Source organism: Caulobacter sp. 602-1 (assembly GCF_003931565.1).
Classification (GTDB): Bacteria; Pseudomonadota; Alphaproteobacteria; order Caulobacterales; family Caulobacteraceae; genus Caulobacter.
This window is the reverse complement of sequence record NZ_RRYI01000157.1, coordinates 1-286: the sequence shown is the minus strand read 5'-3', so window position 1 is coordinate 286 and position 286 is coordinate 1. Positions and strand designations below refer to the sequence as shown.

General features: G+C 71.7%; 1 pseudogene. It reads left to right on the top strand.

Annotated elements, in window-relative coordinates:
• Positions 1-286, top strand: a pseudogene (locus tag EIK80_RS25695) (bifunctional folylpolyglutamate synthase/dihydrofolate synthase); the annotation flags it as partial.

The following is a 286-nucleotide window of genomic DNA, read 5'->3' as shown; positions in this document are numbered from 1 at the left end:
CCAGGACCGCCTGCCGCCGGTGATCCACGTGGCCGGCACCAACGGCAAGGGCTCGACGGTCGCCTAGCTCCGGGCCATGGCCGAGGCGGCGTGCCTCAGGGTCCACGTCTTCACCTCGCCGCATCTGGTCCGTTTCGCCGAACGGATCCGCCTGGCGGGAGCCCTGATCACCGACGACCACCTGGCCGATGCGCTCGACCGCGTCGAGGCGGCCAACGCCGGCCTCCCGATCACCTTCTTCGAGATCACCACGGCGGCGGCCTTCGTCGCCTTCGCCGAGGTCCCG